Source organism: Cohnella sp. LGH (assembly GCF_017671885.1).
GTDB classification, from domain to species: domain Bacteria; phylum Bacillota; class Bacilli; order Paenibacillales; family Paenibacillaceae; genus Cohnella; species Cohnella phaseoli.
Genome location: NZ_CP072117.1, coordinates 5,731,326 through 5,748,657, shown reverse-complemented (window position 1 = coordinate 5,748,657; position 17,332 = coordinate 5,731,326). Strand labels below are relative to the sequence as shown.

The window sequence follows — 17,332 nt, the reverse complement described above, 5'->3', positions numbered from 1 at the left end:
CGTTCCTCCTCATTCGGTTCTATAGATGCTCCTGCAGAAAACGCAAGGTCTGCTCGTTGATCAAGCGGTGCTGCTCCTTAACATCAGGAGCAAGCGGCTTCAATAGCGGCGAGTAGAGGGGCAGATCCGTGAAGCTCAAGTGCCCTGCTTGCGGCAGAGTTACTTCAAGCCCCTTCTTGCCCAGCAGGCGGTTGCGTAAAGCGCGTTCATCCTCCAGTCCGGTCATCGTTTCCTCCAAGCCTTTGATCGGAAGGCCGCCATTTAAAATGAGCAGCGGCTTTTCCGGAGGCTCGTCCGGATATTCGCCATAAAGATAGCCGTCGAGATTGACTGCGACTTTGGCTATTGTTGTGTTGGCCAGGATATGCGCTGCAGCGGCGCCGCCGAAAGAGTGCCCAACTAAAGCGATCCGGCTATGATCCATCCGATTGGCGAGTAGCGAATCCGGTTCGTGGCGGGCAATATGGTCAAGATAATGAAGGACAAATTGAACATCAGCCTGAACCTCTCGAATAATCGGAATAGAAGCTGTATTATGAGCGCTGAAGGTGTCGGGTAAATTTTTGGAGAAATCAGTAAATGCGATGTAGTTGTCGTCATCGAATACGCTTAAGAATGCTGTGCCCGGATGTTCTAGCGCGATGACGATGTAGCCGTGGCTCGCTAATTCAGTCGCTTGGAAAGTGCCTGTAAAGCGGGTGCCCAGCTGATTGCCGTGCAAATAGACAACAACAGGGACTGTGTCGGCATTCGGATAAAAAGGGGCAGCATACTGGGCGGGAATCTCGAGCCGTCGATGGCTGCGAAACAGCTGCGACCACATGCCATATTGCTTCTTTACCGCTTTTATAAATAATTCAGCTTGAGGAATATAGGAAGCTGGCTTCGTTGGCTGATCGTCGGCTGGATACCAAATGCGCACATTCAGTTGCCGGCTGGCTCTATTTGCGAACGTTCGATCGGGGTCGGTCCAAGTGTAATCGACAACGCCGACATTGTAGGGGCCGCTTGGTTTGGAGAATTGAAATAGCGGCAGCAGACCTGCAAATAACCAAGAAAGTATACCCGCAAGCAACGCAAGTAGACTAAATAGGATAGATCTTAGTCGTCTTGGGGGATGCGAGGCACTGCTGCAAATTCTGGAAATGTAAAGCATAATCACCATAACTACTATCCCGTATACAGGCAGCATGAGCCAACGCGACTGTTCGAACAACAAATGAAGAATCAGTACTCCAAGCAAAGAACCCATGATAATTAAACCGATTAGAGGACGATATATAGAATTTGACCATATCAGATAGAGCCAGATATAAACAGAGACAATGAGCAGGATGTTTTCAAACAGTTCCATTGAAAATGCACTCTCCGGCTAATGATGTTTTTCAAGTACATCGAAATAAATATAGACTAACGGTTTCTATACCTAAGCTCCCATGGATACCATATGATGTGGAATAGCATGTGGACGATAATAGCCGCAATAATCCCGAACTGCCAGAAGAGATAGCCGCATATTATCGAAACCCATAGATTGCCGAGTACTGTGGAGGCAATTAACAAAGGTGAACGAACACAACCTTGGGCAATATGTCCAGGCAAGTGAGCCAGGCCGAATATTACGCCGGTTATGACAATGGAAATCCAGAATGCAATCGTCTGAGAAGTCGTTATCCATAGAACCGCCCACATCGTTAGGCTCAGCAAGCCCCAGCGGAAAATAATTTCTTCGGTTATTCCGCCGGAAGCAACTCGCGCCGCAAGTCCGAGCTGTTGTCGGGCTTGCTCGGAGGCTAGTACGGTAGCAGTATCTAATCTAGGTCGAATGAAGGCATAATAGCTCACAACCCATACCACAGCACATATGATTCCGGCGACTATGCCAATCCCCGCTTGTTGAATCAAATTTGTCACGTTCAGTTTTCCACTGCCGAGCCCTTCGAGAAAAGGATCTGTTAGTCCCGCCTTACGGCCAAAATAAATCCCTGCCGATACCGCCAAATTGACGATGATTATGGTTTGCAGGAACATAACGATAAAGAGAGATTGTTTAGGTAATCGGTTATCGGGTTTATCAACAAGATTAGTAGCTGCATGTTTGCTCATTAGCCATACGCCGGGCATGCAAATTGCGACAAGGATCAATGCTAAAATCAAAGTAGAATACATACCATCACTCCCTATCTATCCCATGCAGTCCGTATTTGCTTGCATAGTGAGCCAAGGCTGCATCCAGCCAGGCGATTTCCCGTTCGTCAAACGGCATATCCACCAACTGGTTCAAATGCTTATGCTCCTCCTCCGGAATAAGGGCAAAGTTCGTTATCGCCTTGTCGTCAAGGACGCGCAGCAGCCTTTGGATATAGAAGCCTAACATATCCTCGGCTTCAGCAGTATCCGGCTCTCCTGCCGCCAAACGCTTAACCGCATGGGCAAAGGCGAGCGTCTCGCGATCCAATTCGGCTGCGGCATCTTGAGAGATATCGAACAAGGCCGTCGCTGTTTCTTCTGACAAGTGCTCGGCAACCCATCCGCGCTGCTTGTCCTCTCTTAACATATTGCGAAGCAGGAGGAATATCATATCATCCTCCAGTTCCCCTTCACGCTGCAAGAGGGTCAGCATTCTGCCTACAATCTCCAACGATTTGTCCAGTTCAGCACGGGCAGACTTCAGGGCTTGCTGCTGCATTTTCAGTGATTCCGCCAAATTCATCTCCGATTCGGGATGATGGATAAACCTGCGAATACGCTCTAAAGAAAACCCGAGCGACTTCAATCCCATAATTTTCTGCAAGTCGATCAGATCGGTAGTACCATAAATCCGATGTCCGCTTGGCAGGCGACGCGGGCGCAATAGCCCAACCTCCTCATAATAATGAAGCGTTCGTATGGGAATGCCGCTCAGTTCTGCAAATTTACCGATGGTATAGGTTGCTCCGTCCATCTGAAGCACCTCCTCTTGTCACCATTATAAAACCTCCAGTAACTGTAGATGCAAGCGAATTTAACCTACCACCTTCGATATCTCGATTGTAGTATAGTATCAGGAGGAAGATATATTGAAGCTACTTATTCAATCTATCAATGGCATGAAACGTAAAGGAGACAAAAGCCGATGATTCGTGTCATGCTGATCGACGATGAAGAAGATGCGCTGGATTTGTTGGAAATTTTGCTTGGTCAAATCGGGAACGTTGAGATAGCGGGAAGGTATATTAATCCGATTCAAGCGTTAGAAGAGCTGGGCCGTACAGCGCCAGACGCGGTGTTCCTGGATATCGAGATGCCGGGGCTGAAGGGGACGGAGGCGGCTCGGCAAATAAGAAAGATCTTTCCTCTGATGCCGATTATCTTTACAACGGCTTATGTGGAATATGCGGTCGAAGCGTTCGAAATTCAATCGACCGACTACCTGTTGAAGCCGTTTACGAAGGAGCGGCTGCAGAACACGATGGCGCGCATTCCAAATTCATTGCCCAAGCCTGCGGCCCCATTATCTCCGAGCGCAAGCTTTGTCCCGACCGTTCTTTGTTTGGGGGGCTTCCATATTAAATGGCCCGGCGTAATGAGCCAAACGCTGACATGGAAAACGAAAAAGGAAAGGGAGCTGTGCGCGCTCCTGATTCATTACGAAGGCAGGCCGGTAAATGCCGCAACGATTATCGAGGCGCTGTGGCCGGGTCACGATGTGAATAAGGCCAAGACGTATTTGTATACTTGCCTTTCCTATCTGCGAAAAAGCTTGGTAGAAGGAGCGATCCCGATCCGAATTCGGAAAGCGGATCAAGGCTTTGCCTTAGAATTGGACGGGCTTGCGGTTGACATATCCGAATTCGAGCGGCTGCTGGGCAAGGTTCTGGTTGAAGGCAGGATGGACGACTCTCTTTACGATCAGTTGAAAGGATTGTACAAGGGGGAATATATGGAAGGGTGCGATTTCGGCTGGGCTACCTCCAGACAACTGGAACTCAAATCTTTGTATATTCGGGCGCTACGCCAAGGGTATGCGTATTTTCGAGGCCGGAGCCGGACGGCGCTTGCTATCGACAGTTTGCAGAAGCTGATATCGCTAGCGCCGGATTCCGAGCTTGACGGGCGCGAGTTGATCCGACTCCATCTGGAGCTGGGGAATCGCAATGAAGCTTATCGCGTCTGTCTGCAGCTAGAACACGCGGTTCGCGTTCAATTAGGCGCGGAGCTGGAGGAAGAAACGCAGCGGCTGTTCCGGCAAACGAGGGAGAAGACGGAGCGATCCTCCCTATGAGTCGGAAAATAGCGGCGGTGTTTATCACGATAGCTTTGTTGTTCGCAACCTACGGGCTGCTGTTGACTTACTCCTCTCATCTCAAGAAACCTATGCCTGTTGCCGACAACGGAGTTATCGATTTGACCGGGTGGAAATTCCATGAAGAAGGCGTTGTTCGGCTGGACGGGCAATGGGAGTTTTATCCCCAGCGGCTGCTCTCCCGACAGAATTCCTCGGCAACCGGCACCGTAGAGAAAGCGGCTCCCGAGATGATTCAGGTTCCCGGGTCGTGGTCCAAACAAATGGAGACGCTGGGCATGGCGACCTACAGACTGGAACTCCTGATCGACGATGCAAGCGAAGTGTACGGCTTAAAGACGGCTGCGATTCTCATCTCCAACCGGCTTATCGTGAATGGCCAGGTCGTGGGCTCCAGCGGCAATCCGGACGAGAAGGAGCATTATCAAGCCCTTAACAAGCCATACGTCAGCTACTTCACACTGAAGCCGGGCCGGAACGAAATTCTTATCGAAGTGGCCAACTATGAACTTCGGGTGAACAGCGGAATCGGCGAATCGCTTCACTTCGGCAAGGCCGAGCAAATCGCCAAGCTGCGCGACCGGGCGACAGCCCATGACTGGGTCGCTTTAACCGCTTTTCTAATTATGGGGCTGTATTTCCTTGGGTTGTTCTCCCAACGCAGAAATGACCACTCTCTGGTTGTCTTCGGCTTTGTCTGCGTATTTATCGCGGCGTTTACAAGCGTCAGCGGCGAGAGAGTACTGTTCGATGCGTTCGGCGCGTTTCCGTTCTGGCTTTATTTTCGCATTCAGATGATATTGACGGTTGGCGTAGGCGCGGGATTCTTCCTGTACGTATATACCGCTTTCCGGCCATATACCTTCAAATGGCTCACGCAAGGCGGCCTGATCGCGGGTTCTGTCTTGATCTTGCTGCATTTCGGTTTCGCCTCCCAGATCACGACGGGACCGTTTCGTCTGCTGACATCGCTATATGTGACGTTTGCGCTTCTGTACGCTACGTACGTGTTTGTCTACGCGGTGTTGCACAAAGTGACCGGCAGCTGGTATTTGGCCGTGGCGGCTCTGGCATTGAATGCACTGGTGCTGAACCAGAATATGAACGTGTATTTCGGCGTGCCGATCTATTCGCTGGCGCCGGTCGAGCCTTTTCTCGTATTGCTGATGCTGGCGCTTCTGATGTCCCTCCGGTTTTCGAACGCATTCAAGAAAATCGAGGAGCTATCCGGGAAATTGCTACAAGCGGACAAGCTGAAGGACGACTTTCTGGCCCGCACCTCTCATGAATTCAAGACGCCCCTGCACGGCGTAATGAATATCTCCCAGTCCCTGCTGGACGATGTCGCGAATCCGCCAACGGCCGGGCAACGGGAGAAGCTGCAGCTCGTGACCGACATTATGAGGAAGCTGTCGCAGCTGGTCTACGACATTCTGGACTTGTCCAAGCTGAAGCAGGGCGAGCTCAGAGTCGAGCCGGCGCCGATCGACGTTCGCGCGGTTGCGGAGATTCAAGTGCGCTTCTATTCTTACCTGTGTACAGAAAAAGAAATTCGACTGATCAACGAGGTGCCTGCGGGGCTGTCTTATGCGTATGCCGATGAAATTCGGCTGGGTCAGATCATCGGGAATTTGCTGGACAATGCCATCAAGCATACGGATAACGGCACGATTGCCATTGACGGGAAAGAACGCGGAGGCATGCTCGAAATCAAGGTGCGGGACACCGGTGTGGGAATCGAACCGGAGGATTTGTCGCATATTTTTGAGCCGTTCAAATCGACGGAGGGAGCGCGGCAGGGAAGCTTCGGACTGGGGCTGTCGATTGCGAAGCAACTGGTTGAACTGCAAGGAGGTACGCTATCGGTAAGTTCCACACCTGGGTCCGGTACCTGCTTTACGTTCACGCTTCCCGTTGCCGAAGAACGGCGAGAAGCGTCTCTGTCCTTGTCCTATTCGACGGCGTCTTCAGCCGTGTCCAAGAAAAATGAATATTCCTTTGCAACGCCATATGTGACGAATGCCGATGGCAAACGTACGGTGTTGATCGTCGACGACCAGTATGTAAATCTGAAGGTTTTATTGGATGCGCTGCAGAAGCTGGATTATCGCGTCATCGCGGTTAAAAACGGATATGAGGCGTTAGAGCAGATCGACCAATCGGGCAGAATCGATCTCGTCATTCTGGATTTGATGATGCCGGGAATGTCGGGATACGAGGTGTGCCAGGAGATCCGCAGACGCTATTCGCTGCTGGAGCTTCCCGTTCTGATGGTCACGGCAGCTATTCAACCTCAGGATAAGGTAGCGGCATTCCAGGCGGGCGCCAACGATTATTTGCCGAAACCTTTTGACCTGGAGGAGCTGAAGGCCAGAATCGGCAGCTTGCTCGCCATGAAGGAGTCGTTGGCCCGAGCCGTTCATATGGAGGTGGCGTTCCTGCAATCGCAGATCAAGCCTCATTTTTTGTACAATGTGTTAAACAGCATTGTTGCATCCAGCTATACGGACGCAGAGCGCGCGCGGAAGATGATTACGGCGCTCGCGGATTACTTGCGGGGAAGCTTCCGCTTCAGCAACGCGGAGGATCGTGTCGGGTTCGCGGAGGAGTTCAGTCTGATCCGAACGTATGTGGAGATTGAACGGGCCCGATTCAGGGATCGCATTCGTTTCGAATACGAGATCGAAGAGACGGCTTATAGCCTGCGAATCCCGCCGCTGCTGCTGCAGCCGCTTGTGGAAAACGCCATTCGTCATGGCGTCGGCGATCGCATCGAGGGCGGAACTGTGAGGATGACGGTGGCGAAGTCGGACGGACAGTGGAAATTCGTCGTATCCGACGACGGCGTCGGGATTTCGCCCGAGCGCTTGAGGACGCTGCTTGAACGAACCGACGGAGCGGAACAGCAAGGCGTCGGCTTGCAGAATATCAACAAACGATTGAAATACGAATACGGAACTTCGCTGGAGATTGCGAGCGAGCCGGGCTGCGGGACCGAAGTCTCCATTCGCATTCCGGTCTCCCGGCTCTGACGCATCTTGCCTCACGAAGGGGCTGTCTGTCCCATAAGCGCTACAAGTTGCTGTGAAAGATAATCGATACGAAATGTAAAAAGGGGTATGTACCTCCTTCCGATGCTATACGCTCCCGAAATCTGAATGGGGAAACCCGTGACAAGGTGATTTCAGGAGCGTATGAGGCATCTACAGGAGGTACATACCCCTTCTTTTTTTATCGATCATCTTAAGCTGCTTGGCTTATGGGACAGTCTCTTTTGCTTATGTGGCGAAACGTGTCGGTTTTTAAGGTTTTTTTAAGGTGCGATCGGATATGATGGGCGGAAGATGCGGGACATAGGAAATACGACTACGACCATGGAAGGAAGATGACAATTGATCCCGGGAATGAGAAGAAGAAAAACTCACGATAGCATCCGAAAAACCATTCATCTATTGCTCGCCATTGCGCTAACGATGCCTTTATTATTCCAAGGAGGCAGTATGGCTTCGGCGACGGCGTCGGTTGGAGGTTTTACTTTTGTAGATGGCGGCCAAGCAACCGGGGTGAATGTGAATCCCACTAGAGCAGCCAATGATCCTGCCATAGTCGCATTTAATAATGAAATCTATGCAGCTTGGCAGGAAACGAATACAGTCAATGGCGTAGCGGTTAATCAAATTCACGCGAAGAAGTATAATGGCTCTATTTGGACGACTATCAGCGGACCGAACGGCATTAACATAGATCCCTCGAAAATGGCAGGTCATCCTACTCTTGCCGTATTCAACGGGTCTGTCTATGCGGCTTGGTTAGAACTGAGTACCTATGAAAATAAAGGCACGGATAAAATTCGCATCAGTAGATATACCAACTCAGGAATATTATGGGAGGATGTCGCTGAAAATGTGAACGGACTAAACGTAGATCCCGCAGAATGGGCTTTTGCCCCCAGTCTAGCGGTTTTTGGCGATGCTCTATATGCGTCATGGTCTGAAAATGGGAAAATTCGCATTAAGAAGTATGATGGGGAAAAGTGGGAGAGTGCTGAGGAGGAAGGGAAAGCAGGATTGAACACCATTGGTACAGCTGCTTATCCTGGCATGGTTGCCTCTAATGACGCTTTGTATGTGATGTGGGCTGAATCGAGTTCAGATCCAGATGCTCTTAACATTCGAGGCAAGAAGTATGACGGAGAAAGTTGGACGAGCCTGGACAATGGAGTCCCGGGCGGTTTGAATATCAATCCTTTGAAAAAGGCAGTTGTACCTTCATTAGCCATCTATAACGGCAAACTATATGTGGGATGGGAAGAGAATATTGGTTACTTGGATTACCAAATCCGAGTGAAGAGGTATGACGATCCCGGTTGGACAAGCATTGACGGCGGCGGTCCTTATGGATTAAACAGAGATGTCGGACTGAGAGCGGCTGAAGTAGAATTAGTTGTATTCGACAATCATTTATTTGCGATATGGCACGAAGTTAAAGCATCGACAGTAGTCCAACATATTCGAGTTAAAAAATATGACGGTACAAAGTGGACAAGCGCTGATGGAGACGGTCCTAACGGCTTGAACAAAAATCCTGAAGTTGCTGCACTATATCCAACTGTAGCCGTGCTAAACAACCAACTGTTCGTTGCATGGCAAGAGAAAAGCGGAAATGTCAATCAAATTCGAGTGGCGAAGCAGTTGCCGCCTGCCATTATTAGCGTAACCCTCAGTGCGACTTCCGTAGGCATTTTCCAAGGGAAATACGATCAGCTTAGTGCAACTGTGCTGACCGAAGGCGGCGCAGCGAATACGGTAACGTGGACGAGCAGCGACGTTAACAATAAAGTGCAGGTGGACCAGACAGGGAAGATAACCGCTGCGGTGGATGCCACGCCGGGACAATATGAGGTCAGGGCAACTTCGACGGTAGATAGCAGTAAGTTTGCAACTGCCACGGTTAGGGTTGTTGCCCCTTCCATTAATAGCGTACTGGTGAGCCCAAATGCAGCAAGCATAGTTCAAGGAGGAGAAAGACAGCTTAGTTTCTTCGTCAGTGAAAATGGGGGCGCACCAAAGACGGTAACATGGAAGAGCAGCGATGTTAACAACAAGGTAACGGTAGACTCCACAGGAAAAGTTGTCGTTGCTGGGGATGCCGCTCCGGGACCCTATACGATCACGGCAACGTCAACGTATGATAATAGTAAAAGGGGTACCTCTACGATTACGGTTACGGCAGCGCCGCCTGCCATTAACAGCGTAACCGTCAACCCGCCTACGGCAAGCGTGGAGCAAGGAGGAAGCGAACAATTTACGGCGACAGTAGCTGCGGTTGGGGGAGCGGAAAAGACGGTCGAATGGACAAGCAGTGACAGCAAGGTGACGGTGAGCCAGACAGGGGAAGTAACTGTGGCAGAGGATGCTGTTCCGGGATCGTATACGATTACGGCAACTTCGACGGTAGACAGGAGCAAATATGGAACGGCCGCCATTACGGTTACTGCGGTGCCGCCAAGAGTTAACGGCGTAACCGTCACTCCAGCCAGTGTGAACCTGGTTAGAGGAGGAGAGAAGCAACTCGAAGTCCAGGTAAATGCCGTGGGCGGAGCGGATAAGACTGTCACATGGTCAACGAGCGACGAGGATGTGGCGGTGGACGGCACAGGGAAAGTAACCGTTGCGGCGGATACGGATTTGGGCAACTATACGATTACGGCCACTTCGAACTTTGATGGGACCAAGACAGGAACAGCTACGATCACGGTCGTCGAAACGCCGGCAATTAACAGCGTAACCGTCAATCCAAGCACGGAGAATGTGGTACAAGGAAACAGCGTACAACTGGGAGTCACGGTAGCTGCCGTTGGCGGCGCGGATGAGACGGTCACGTGGACAAGCAGCGACCCTGTAAATGTTGCGGTAGACAACACGGGCAAGGTGACGGTTGCCGCGGATGCAACGCCGAACAATTATACGATTACCGCTACTTCGAATTTTGATGGCAGCAAGACGGGAGAAGCCGTCATTACGGTGACCCACGCTCCGGAAATTAGGAGTGTTACAGTCAGCCCAAGTACGGAAACTGTAATGCAAGGAACAAGCAAGCAATTAAATGTCACGGTTGATGCGGCCGGAGATGCGGATGAGACGGTCACGTGGACAAGCAGCAACTCTGCAAAAGTTGCAGTGAGCAGCACGGGCGAGGTAACGGTTGCAGCGGACGCACCGCCGAACAATTATACGATTACCGCTACTTCGAATTTTGATAGCAGCAAGAAGGGAGAAGCCGTCATTACGGTTACCGAAGCTCCTGTCTATTCCATCGCTGCAATCGGGAATCAGACGTTAACGGCGCTTACTCAAGGTTACGTTTCAGGCACGCAGGATAGTAAATCTATCACGATTTTGAATACAGGTAACGTCGGCTTGAACAACCTGTCCGTAATGGTGAGCGGTACGAATGCCAATGATTTCATGATGACCCAGTTAGACTCTAATTCTTTAACAAGTGGCGCATCGACAAGCTTTGATATCCATGCAAGAGACGGCTTGCCGGCAGGAACCTACACGGCAACGGTTACGGTAGCGGCGGATCAGATGACGCCTGTCACCTTTACCGTCATGCAATCCGTCAACTTGCCGAACGCTCCTGCCAATCCGCAAAACCTGGTTGCTGTCGGAGCCGATCGTCAGGTTAATCTCAATTGGAATACGGTAACGGGTGCGACGTATTACAATCTCTATATTGCGACGGCATCAGGTCAATATAACGAGAGCGAAGCGGTGACGGTCACGTCTGCTACCTACAGCGTTCAGAACTTGATTAACGGTACGACCTATTACTTTACGGTGAAGGCCGGCAACGCAGGCGGCTTGAGCGCAATGTCGAATGAGGCAAGCGCGACTCCGGCCAAAGTTCCGCAAGCGCCGACGAATGTGACGGCAGTTGCGGGGGACGGACGAGCTACCGTTACGTTTACGCCTCCGACTGACGACGGCGGAAATCCGATTACGGGATACGAGGTGACGGCAGCTCCGGGAAATGTGGTCGTATACGGTTCGTCAAGTCCGATTGTCGTAACGGGTTTAAGCAACGGGACGAGCTACACCTTCACGGTAAAGGCGATTACGGCAGCAGGTAAAAGCTCCTCCTCTGTAGAATCGAATTCCGTCGTACCGAGGTCGTCATCAAGCGGAGAGAGCGGTACTTCTTCTCCCCCTGCTTCCGCGACACCGGAGACAACCCATAAGGGTGTAGACATACTGGTAAACGGTAAAGTAGAAAATGCCGGAACCGCCGCAACAAGCAAACGAAACGATCAGAGCGTCACGACGATTCTCGTCGACCAGAAGAAACTGGAGGATAAACTTGCGGCGGAAGGGCAAGGAGCCGTTGTGACGATTCCGGTCCATACGAAGTCGGATGTCGTGATTGGCGAGCTCAACGGTCAGATGGTTAAAAGCATGGAAAACAAGCAAGCCGTTGTTGCGATCAAAACGGATCAGGCGACCTATACGATTCCGGCACAACAAATCCAGATCGGCGATATCGCGGATAAACTGGGCAAATCGATCGACCTGCAAGACATCAAGGTACAGATCGAAATCGCCGCGCCTACCGCGGAAACATCGAAGATTGTGGAGAATGCGGCAGTTAAAGGCACGTTCGCGATTATGGTTCCGCCGCTGGATTTTACGATTAGAGCCATATACGGAAATACGAGCGTTGAAGTATCGAAGTTTAACGCCTATGTGGAGAGAACGATCGCCATCCCGGCCGGAGTCGACCCGAACAAGATTACGACAGGCGTCGTTGTCGATCCGGATGGAACGGTTCGCCACGTACCGACCAAGATTACGGTCATCGATGGCCAGTATTACGCGCAGATCAACAGCTTGACCAACAGCACTTATTCCGTCGTGTGGCATCCGCTCGAGTTCCTGGATGTCGCCAATCACTGGGCGAAAGCTGCCGTTAACGATATGGGATCGCGGATGGTCATTGACGGTACGGGCGGCAATCTGTTCAGTCCCGATCGGGATATCACCCGAGCCGAGTTTGCAGCCATCGTTGTACGCGGATTGGGATTGAAGCTGGAAAAGGGGGCAACGGCGTTCTCTGACGTGAAAACGTCGGATTGGTTCAGCAGCGCGATTAACACGGCCTATGCGTATCAGCTGATTGGAGGGTTTGAGGACGGCACGTTCCGACCGAACGACAAGCTCACTCGAGAACAGGCCATGACGATTCTCGCTAGAGCGATGACGATTACCGGACTGAAGGCCAAGCTGTCCGCTCAATCCGAAGACGCAACGCTTCGCCCGTTTGAAGATGCGTCCAACGTATCCGCCTGGGCACTCAGCAGCGTTGCAGACAGCGTGCAGGCCGGCCTTGTATCTGGACGAAGCGCAGCCAAGCTTGCGCCGAAAGCGCACATCACCCGTGCTGAAGTTGCAACTATTATTCAAAGACTTTTGCAAACATCGGATTTGATTTAAAAAATTTAAGATCCCTTCCTAACAAGAGCTTCGATGTTAGGAAGGGATTTTTATCGTTACCTGCTAATATTCGTGGCGATATACCAATGGTTTCCGAAAGGGTCCTCCACGCCTCCCGAGCGTTCCCCATAATCGTGATCTTGCGGTTCGTATAAGGAACGCGCTCCTGCTTGCATAGCACGGTTGTACACTTCGTCCGCGTCTTCCACAAAGAGATGGGTCGCACTTTTCATCGGCGGAAAATCCTTATTCGTTCCTCCGCCGATCTCTACGATGGAGTCTCCGATGCGAAGCGCGGCATGTTGGATGCTTCCGTCGGGCCGGGTATGCTTCTCAAGCTCCTCGGCATCAAAGCAATTTTTAAGAAATTCAATAAATCGATCTGCTCCTGCAACGATGAAATACGGTGTAACAGTGGAATATCCTTGCGGTCTATAGCTTGTTGTCATTGCCTGTCCTCCTCAATTTTAGTGGATTTATCTTTTCCTAATCAGTATAGCCCTATCAAATCGGAACGTATTGTACAAAGTTGATCTTCATTTCGTAGGATTAGCTGGTATAATCTTGGCATCGATATTCTTTTAAGTCTAGGAGGGGATTGCTTGAAATTTTATGCTCGCAAACCCGGACCTATTTTAGAGCGATGGATTGATAATTTGTGGATATGCGAAGGCTACCACCCCAGCCATCGGTTTGAATTAAAACTTCCCGATGCCTCTTTGGCATGGATTATTAATCTCAAAGAGGATCGGATCCGAGTGTATGGGGGGAATCGGATGGGGCGTCCTATGCTTCTGCCCGGCAGTATTATCGCCGGTCCGCGCTCATCCTACTACTACCTGGACACGGTATGTCAAGAATCCTGTATGGGCATTCAATTCAAACCGGGAGGAGCGCTGCCTTTTCTCGGTGATTTGGTAGGCTCGCTTAAGGATGTCGACATGCCTCTTGAGTATGGTTTGGGCCGATCTTCCCGAGTGGCGGATTTACGGGAAAAGCTGCAGGAGACTTTAATTGCGGAGGAAAGGTTTCAAATCGTTGAGCAATACTTGCTGCGACGTCTGGAGAAGAAAATGAGGGATCCGAAAGGACATCCAGCCGTAGCTTATGCGCTGCAAATGTTCGAGCGTTCCCCCGCGACTGCGCCTTCTATTGCCGAGATCGCCGACATGGCTAATCTGAGTACGGAACGATTTATTCGTGTTTTTAAGGAAGAGGTAGGACTGACGCCTAAAAATTATGGAAGCATTGTGCGATTCCAGCTTGCATTTCGAATGATCAGGCAAGAGCGGGTAAACCCGAGTGTTGATCTGGCTCTCTCTAGCGGATATTATGATCAATCCCATATGAACCGGGAGTTCCGCAAGTATGCCAATAGGACCCCGGCTGAACTGTTTCGCAATCAGGATATTTTTGAGAATCATGTTCCCTTATTACAATAACGTCATAAGTGGCAAAACACGCCCCGTTATTCCTTCCGGTATGGAGGGAAAAACGGGGCTTTTCTATTATGTGTGCATGTTAGCATTAAACCAGAGGATTGATCACAAAATGCGGAGGAGCCGTCATGGGGAACGATGCCCCGTCCTTCTATACTGAGAGAAGGAGTGATGACGATGAGAGATCAGCAACAATACGAAGAAATTCGAGCTGCCGCCGCATCTGTTTACAATAGGATGACTACGGATGGATCCGGGGATTGGGGAATGGCGATCGACTGCTGGGATTGGGTGCCGGGGGTCGGTTTGATCGCGATTATGTACTATGGAGAGCAGTTGGAGCAAACGGAAGCAGTACAGTATGTTCACCATTGGATGGAACGCAATGAGCGCTTGGCCGGAGGAGAGCTTGTTATTAACGCCGTCGCACCCTATACCGTTTTGCCAGCATTGTATGAGCTTACCGGAGAGAAGCGGTACTTGGACAAGGCCGCCGCGGTAGGAGATTGGCTGTTGCGGGAAGCGCCAAGAACGAGAGAAGGCGCCTTGGAGCATACGGTGACGGAAGCCGCCGCGTTTCCAGAGCAAGTATGGGCTGATACCCTCTTTATGTCGGTACTGTTTATGGCTAAGCTCGCTAGAGTGACTGGGCAGGTGAAATATGCCGAAGAAGCGGCGAAGCAATTGGAGCTTCATTTGCGCCTGCTTCAGGATGAGGCTACGGGCTTGTTATTCCACGGCTGGAATTGCGGTGAAGGCCATCATATGTCCGCCGCCCGTTGGGCCAGAGCGAATGCATGGGTTGTGCTGGCTACGCCATGGATCGCTAAGGAAATCGACGAACTCATCGCTCTACCTGCCTCAATAACGGAGAGATACACCAAACTTGCCCAGGGCTTGGTCGAAAACCAAGGAGCGGACGGTCTATGGCCGACGGTATTGGATCGCCCTGACTACTATAGCGAAACCTCGGGCAGTGCCGGCATAGCAGCGGGATTGCTGTCGGGTATACAACTGGGATGGCTGAAGGATGAGTATCTTCAAGCTGTCGAACAGGCTTTGCAAGGCATAATAAGCCATATTGCCGCTGACGGGACCGTATTGCAGGTATCCGGAGGTACGCCTGTACTGGAGAGTATAGCTGCCTATAATAGCGTTCCGTGCTATCCATCGCAATACGGTCAAGGTTTGACCTTAATTTTACTGACAATGGCGGCGGCCATGTACGAAGGGGGCGGCTGCGATGCGACAGCAGAATAATGCCCGAACTTCCCGGTCAACCGTTAGCTCATGGCGCAGAGCGCTGCAGGAATACGGATGGGGGCTTGTCTTCTTACTTCCGGCGATTGCCGTATTTTGCGTGTTTTTGTGGACGCCGATCGCTAAAGGGATTTTTTACAGCTTTATGAATGTCGACTTTGTTAGAGGCAACAGCTTTGTCGGTTTGGCCAATTACCGTGAAATTTTTGCGAGCAGCGTGCTGACCAAGTCGGTTCTTAATACGCTTTACTACATGCTGTTGTGCGTGCTGATAGGCTTCTGGGTGCCGAGCATCGTATCTATTGCGATCTCGGAGCTGCGATGGTTTAAAGGGACTATGCGCTTAGTGGTCTACTTGCCCAATATTGTGCCTGCCGTTGTTTTATACGGAATGTGGCAATGGCTGTATGATCCACTAGGACCGGCTAATCAGATCGTGTCATGGTTTGGCGGGCACCAGATCATGTGGCTTACGGACAAAAGCATGGCTATAATTTCGATTGTCATTGCGGAGACGTGGCAGTCTTTTGGAACAGCCGCGCTCATCTATTTGGCCGGGATTGTGAGCATTCCGAAAGACCTGTACGAAGCGGCCGAAATGGATGGCGCCGGCGTCATGCAGCGCATTCGCTACATTACGATTCCAAGCATTCGCCATCTTTATGTTTTATTGTTTATTTTGCAGCTTATCGGGACTTCGCAAGGTTTCCTGACGCATATGGCTTTAACCGGAGGCGGACCGAACAATACGACGCTGACCTATATGTATCAGATTATTAATGAAGCGTTCACGAATCTCAACTATGGCAGAGCTTCCGCGATGGGCGTCCTGATGTTCATTGTATTGGCGACTTTATCGATTGTGATGTATTCCATTCAAGGAAGGAGCAAGCAAGCATGAGAGGCGAAGAACGGAGCATTCTGTCCTCCTTTGATTACACCAAAAAAAGCGTGCGGATCGGCTACGCGATTATGCTGCTTGCACTTGCTGTTCTAGCGGTTATGATGCTGTACCCCTTTGGCACGACCATTTTCTCCTCCTTTAAAACCAGAGCGGAAATCTTCACCTTTCCGCCTAGCTTCTTGCCGCAGCAGTTGGAATGGAGCAATTATAAGGAAGGGCTGCAATTTGTAAATTTAACCCGGGGCTTTGCGAATACGCTGCTGTTATTTGCAGGGAATGCGATCTTTTCGCTAATTGTGATCGGACTGGCTTCCTTCAGCCTCTCCCAGATGAAGCTGCCGTTTCGCAAAGGCCTTATTTTGTTTTTTATGAGCACTCTGATGATTCCAAGCGCTACCTATTTAATCCCGAATTTTTTGAACCTGAAAAGCTTGGGGCTGATCGATTCCTATTGGGCGTTTTGGCTGCCGGCCGCCGCGAATGCTTTTCATATTATGCTGCTCAAGAGCTTTTTTGACGGAATTCACAAAGAGCTGTTCGATGCGGCACGAATCGACGGAGCTTCGGAGGTGCGTTGCTTTTTCCAAATGGCCGTTCCGTTGTCCATTCCCGTGTTCTCGACGCTGCTTATTTTTGCTTTTACATCGACCTGGAATGATTGGTATTGGCCTTCGTTAGTGCTGACTACACAAGCGAAATATCCGATTGCTTCCATGGTTTACCGCAACATCATCGAGTCTAGCATTATTCCTTGGAATATTAAGTTCAGCGTGTTGACGATCATTATGATTCCGCCGCTTCTGTTCTTTTTGATCTTCCAAAAAAACATTATGCACGGCTTGAATCTATCGGGTATAAAAGGTTAAGCACGGAGAATTGATCATCACAATCATTGAATAAATCATCGTTCGTCAAAGCCGATGAGGATATGCTTGGTTTGCAGTAAATACTA

The 17,332-nt window shown here is 50.6% G+C and carries 11 protein-coding genes; 7 read left to right on the top strand and 4 right to left on the bottom strand.

What is annotated here, in order from left to right:
- Positions 1-19: 19 nt before the first annotated feature.
- The 3 genes from J4772_RS24265 to J4772_RS24255 are packed head-to-tail and all read right to left on the bottom strand — an operon-like array spanning position 20 to position 2,944.
- A complete protein-coding gene (locus tag J4772_RS24265; protein ID WP_209071754.1) occupies positions 20-1,354 on the bottom strand; it encodes an alpha/beta hydrolase family protein in 1,335 nt (444 codons plus the stop codon).
- Between the two features lie 56 nt (positions 1,355-1,410).
- Positions 1,411-2,169, bottom strand: a complete 759-nt coding sequence (locus tag J4772_RS24260; protein ID WP_209071753.1) for a CPBP family intramembrane glutamic endopeptidase — start codon at positions 2,167-2,169, stop codon at positions 1,411-1,413.
- Between the two features lie 4 nt (positions 2,170-2,173).
- Positions 2,174-2,944, bottom strand: a complete 771-nt coding sequence (locus J4772_RS24255) for a MerR family transcriptional regulator (protein WP_209071752.1) — start codon at positions 2,942-2,944, stop codon at positions 2,174-2,176.
- Positions 2,945-3,115: 171 nt separating this feature from the next.
- Here J4772_RS24255 and J4772_RS24250 point away from each other — a divergent pair, with 171 nt between their 5' ends.
- The 3 genes from J4772_RS24250 to J4772_RS24240 all read left to right on the top strand — a co-directional run bounded on the left by J4772_RS24250 (position 3,116) and on the right by J4772_RS24240 (position 12,777).
- Positions 3,116-4,264 carry a response regulator gene (locus tag J4772_RS24250; RefSeq protein WP_209071751.1) on the top strand — a complete coding sequence of 383 codons (1,149 nt, stop codon included), beginning with the start codon at positions 3,116-3,118 and terminating at the stop codon, positions 4,262-4,264.
- Positions 4,261-7,317 carry an ATP-binding protein gene (locus tag J4772_RS24245; protein WP_209071750.1) on the top strand — a complete coding sequence of 1,019 codons (3,057 nt, stop codon included), beginning with the start codon at positions 4,261-4,263 and terminating at the stop codon, positions 7,315-7,317. The genes J4772_RS24250 and J4772_RS24245 overlap by 4 nt, the downstream gene beginning before the upstream one ends.
- A gap of 468 nt (positions 7,318-7,785) precedes the next feature.
- Entirely contained in the window at positions 7,786-12,777 is a 4,992-nt protein-coding gene (locus J4772_RS24240; protein ID WP_209071749.1) for an Ig-like domain-containing protein, read from the top strand.
- A gap of 56 nt (positions 12,778-12,833) precedes the next feature.
- Here J4772_RS24240 and J4772_RS24235 read toward each other — a convergent pair whose 3' ends face one another.
- Entirely contained in the window at positions 12,834-13,226 is a 393-nt protein-coding gene (locus tag J4772_RS24235) for a VOC family protein (RefSeq protein ID WP_209071748.1), read from the bottom strand.
- 153 nt (positions 13,227-13,379) lie between these two features.
- Between J4772_RS24235 and J4772_RS24230 the strand changes: the two genes are divergently transcribed.
- The 4 genes from J4772_RS24230 (at position 13,380) to J4772_RS24215 (ending at position 17,246) form a co-directional block, all read left to right on the top strand.
- Entirely contained in the window at positions 13,380-14,219 is an 840-nt protein-coding gene (locus tag J4772_RS24230) for a helix-turn-helix domain-containing protein (protein WP_371822730.1), read from the top strand.
- Between the two features lie 174 nt (positions 14,220-14,393).
- Complete coding sequence (locus J4772_RS24225; RefSeq protein WP_209071746.1) at positions 14,394-15,476, top strand: glycoside hydrolase family 88/105 protein; 1,083 nt, start codon at positions 14,394-14,396, stop codon at positions 15,474-15,476.
- A complete protein-coding gene (locus J4772_RS24220; protein WP_209071745.1) occupies positions 15,460-16,377 on the top strand; it encodes a carbohydrate ABC transporter permease in 918 nt (305 codons plus the stop codon). The genes J4772_RS24225 and J4772_RS24220 overlap by 17 nt, the downstream gene beginning before the upstream one ends.
- The gene (locus tag J4772_RS24215) at positions 16,374-17,246 is read left to right on the top strand and encodes a carbohydrate ABC transporter permease (RefSeq protein ID WP_116061377.1); all 873 of its coding nucleotides are present in this window, start codon (positions 16,374-16,376) and stop codon (positions 17,244-17,246) included. The genes J4772_RS24220 and J4772_RS24215 overlap by 4 nt, the downstream gene beginning before the upstream one ends.
- Positions 17,247-17,332: the final 86 nt, after the last annotated feature.